This is a genomic window from Carnobacterium sp., assembly GCF_032094055.1.
Lineage (GTDB): Bacteria > Bacillota > Bacilli > Lactobacillales > Carnobacteriaceae > Carnobacterium_A.
In genome coordinates, this window is sequence record NZ_DAMDAK010000004.1 from 1,641 (window position 1) to 5,285 (window position 3,645).

Genomic DNA, 3,645 nt, shown 5'->3' on the forward strand with positions numbered 1-3,645 from the left:
CTTCAGGTTCTATTTCAGGAAGATGATCAATTTCACGTAATAAATCTACTAAATCTTGTGGAAATTGGCCTTTTACGGCAGAATCTAGGAACGAACGATTAAAGAAAGCATCTGCGATTGCCGCCGCTTTAACATCTTCCGGATTATTTTCATCACGCGGATAGCTTGGCGTTAAATTCAAAATAATCCCAATTTCTCCTTTAAGATCCATTTCACGATAAATTTTGATAGCTTTTGCACTTGCTAATGCTTCGTGGTAACCAACTTGCACAGCTTTTTTCAGATTCACTTCTAAAGGATAATGGAATTGATAGAGATAACCACCTTCAACTGGCACGATGGGCTCATTATGTGTAAACCATTTTTCCACACGGTCGCCAAACAATTCAAAACAAGTCTTAGCAAAATGAACATAAGCCTCTACTGTTTCGCGACTTAACCAGCCGCCTTTTTCTTGCAGATTCATCGGCATATCAAAATGGTACAAATTCATAAAAGGTTCTATCTCATTAGCAAGTAACTCATCAATAACATTATTATAGAAATCAACAGCTGTTTGGTTGACTTCACCAGTACCTTCTGGGAATAACCGGCTCCATTGAATGGAAGTACGGAAACTATTGTGTCCTGTTTCTTTCATTAATTGAATATCTTCTTTGTATTTTTCATAAAAACGTGATGTTTTTTCTGGCCCTACTTGATTGAAGAACTTAGTCGGTTCTTGTTCATACCAGTAGTCCCAAATGTTTTGTCCTTTATGATCGCCTTCATATATCCCTTCTGTTTGCGGGCCGCTGGCAGCAGAACCCCACCAAAAGTTCTCAGGGAATTGATATTTCATACAAACGCACTCCTTTTCGTTGTTCTCTTTAATTGTCTATACATTACGATAAAATAAGTATACATTTAATTGGTACCGAATACAACCGCTACCTTGCTTTTCTTCCATAAATTTAACTTTAAAAGCAAATAAAAAAAATAGACTTTCTATTGCTTTATTTATTAAGAGATTATATACTATGTAAGAAGAAAAACGACAGGTTAGCCATTTTCATACATAAGGGAGTAACTGGCAGCAACGGCTGTGGCAACATCACCAACAAGTAAGTTCGCAAAATTTACTGGTGTTGTCTTAAATTGTGAGACTTATGCACATTGTTTCTGTAAAGAAGCAATTCTGCATAAGTCTCTTTTTTTATCGTTTTTCTAAAAACTATCAAAGGAGGTATTTCCATACCGGTATAAAAATGCAATGTGTTGGTGCGTTTTTTTAAATAGTTTTACACCTTGTTTTGCCGACTAGTTGTCTTGTTTTCAAATTTGTGGAACAATTTGATCCTACCTAGGCAAGAAGTTTTTTGTAAAACTATCACCGATATGCCAGTATCTAAATGTAAAAAGTCTTTCCCTTATTCAAATACTATTAAGGAGTGTCTTACTTGGAATTTTATCAAAAAGAACAAAATAATGTTTTATCTGAATTAAACAGTACACCAAATGGGTTAGAAACTACTGAAATAGCGGCTCGGCTTGAAAAAAGCGGGTATAATGAATTGCAAACAAAAGAAAAAGATTCTATTTGGAAACTTTTTCTTGAAACCTTTAAAGACGCTATGGTCATCGTCTTACTAATCGTGGCAGTCATCCAAATTTTAATGGGATCTGTCGTTGAATCCATCATTATCTTTGCTGTTTTGATGATTAATTCAGTAGTCAGTGTGGTACAAACTAAAAAAGCTGAAGGATCATTAGATGCTTTAAAAAATATGTCGGCACCAATGGCTAAAGTGATTCGAAGCGGCGAAAAAATAACTATTCCTGCTAAAGAACTAGTCCCTGGGGATATTGTTATTTTAGATGCAGGAGACTATGTACCTGCAGATGGGCGGCTGATTGAAGCGGGTTCGTTGAAAGTTGACGAAGGAATGTTGACTGGAGAATCTGTTCCTGCCGACAAAGACACAGCTGCTTTGAAAAACACCGTACCTATCGGAGATCGTTCTAATATGGTCCACAGCGGTACACTTGTTGTTTATGGACGAGGTGTTTTTGTTGTTACTAAAACAGGAAACCAAACTGAAATCGGCCAAGTTGCCAATTTACTTGAAAATGCAATGGCAAAACAAACTCCACTGCAAAAGAAACTAGACGAGTTCAGTAAGCAATTAGGAATTGGGATTCTAATTTTATCGATCTTAATTTTTATCATTGAAGCAGCTCGAATTTATTTCGATGGCTCAACTAATATCAGCACAGATATGTTGAATGCCTTTATGTTTGCCGTAGCTGTAGCGGTTGCTGCGATTCCTGAAGCCTTACAATCGATCGTTACGATCGTTCTTTCAATGGGAACCAATAAAATGGCTAAACGCCATGCGATCATCCGCAAATTACCGGCTGTTGAAACTTTAGGAGCTACAAGTGTTATCTGTACAGACAAAACAGGTACTCTGACACAAAATAAAATGACCATCGTTGATTACTTTTTATTAAATGGACAATCTGGTGTATTCAATGATCAGCCTGCTGATTGGACGATTGATGAACAGCGCTTAATGCAAGTTGCAGTTTTAGCAAATGATTCTACAATCAGTGAAGACGGACAAGAACTGGGCGACCCTACTGAAGTCGCAATGGTGGCTTTCAGCAATAAACTCAACCAGCCCTACACTGAATTGCGTGAACGTTACCCACGTGAAGCTGAGTTGCCTTTTGATTCCGACCGTAAGCTGATGTCAACCGTTCACCTAATTGACGGGCAACGTTTGATGCTGACTAAAGGTGGTCCAGATGTTGTTTTCGGGCGCAGTAATAAAGTCCTGGTCAACGGGGAAGTCCTTCCTTTAACAGAAGAACGTTTAAAAGAAATGCAAGATAAAAACGAAGGGTTCTCAGATCGTGCTTTACGGGTCTTAGCTTTTGCTTATAAACCAGTTGAAGATTCAACGATTCGTTTTGAAGATGAAAATGACTTGATTTTAGTAGGAATTATGGCGATGATCGATCCTCCTCGTGAGGCCGTTTACGGAGCTGTTGAGGAAGCAAAAAAAGCTGGAATCAAGACCGTTATGATTACAGGTGACCATAAAACAACTGCTCGAGCTATTGCACGTGACATCGGAATTGCTGAAGAAGGCGATATCGCTTTAACTGGTCAGGAATTAGATGCTTTAACTGAACAAGAATTACATGCTAAATTAGAAAAAATCTCTGTTTATGCACGTGTTTCTCCAGAAAATAAAATTCGTATCGTACGGGCATGGCAAGACAAAAATAAAGTTTCTGCAATGACTGGTGATGGGGTTAATGATGCTCCAGCTCTAAAACAAGCCGATATCGGTATCGCGATGGGAAGCGGAACAGACGTAGCCAAAGACGCTGCTGCCATGGTCTTAACTGATGATAACTTCGTTTCTATCATCAATGCTGTTGAGGTGGGAAGAAACGTTTATGACAATATAAAAAAAGCAATCGCTTATTTATTTGCTGGTAATCTGGGTGCGATCATCGCAATTGTCGCTGCGTTGATTATGGATTGGGTCAACCCCTTCACTGCTTTGCAACTATTGTTTATCAACTTAGTCAATGACTCAGTTCCTGCTATTGCTTTAGGAATGGAAAAAGGCGAACCGGATGTTATGGCTC

At 38.4% G+C, this 3,645-nt stretch carries 2 protein-coding genes; one reads left to right on the forward strand and one right to left on the reverse strand.

Annotation, left to right across the window (positions count from 1 at the left end):
• The coding region (locus RT405_RS01155) for a glycoside hydrolase family 1 protein (RefSeq protein ID WP_313466862.1) at positions 1 to 841 on the reverse strand (841 nt) is incomplete at its 3' end.
• Positions 842 to 1,439: 598 nt separating this feature from the next.
• Between RT405_RS01155 and RT405_RS01160 the strand changes: the two genes are divergently transcribed.
• Positions 1,440 to 3,645: HAD-IC family P-type ATPase (locus tag RT405_RS01160; protein WP_313466863.1), on the forward strand; the 2,206-nt coding region annotated here is incomplete at its 3' end.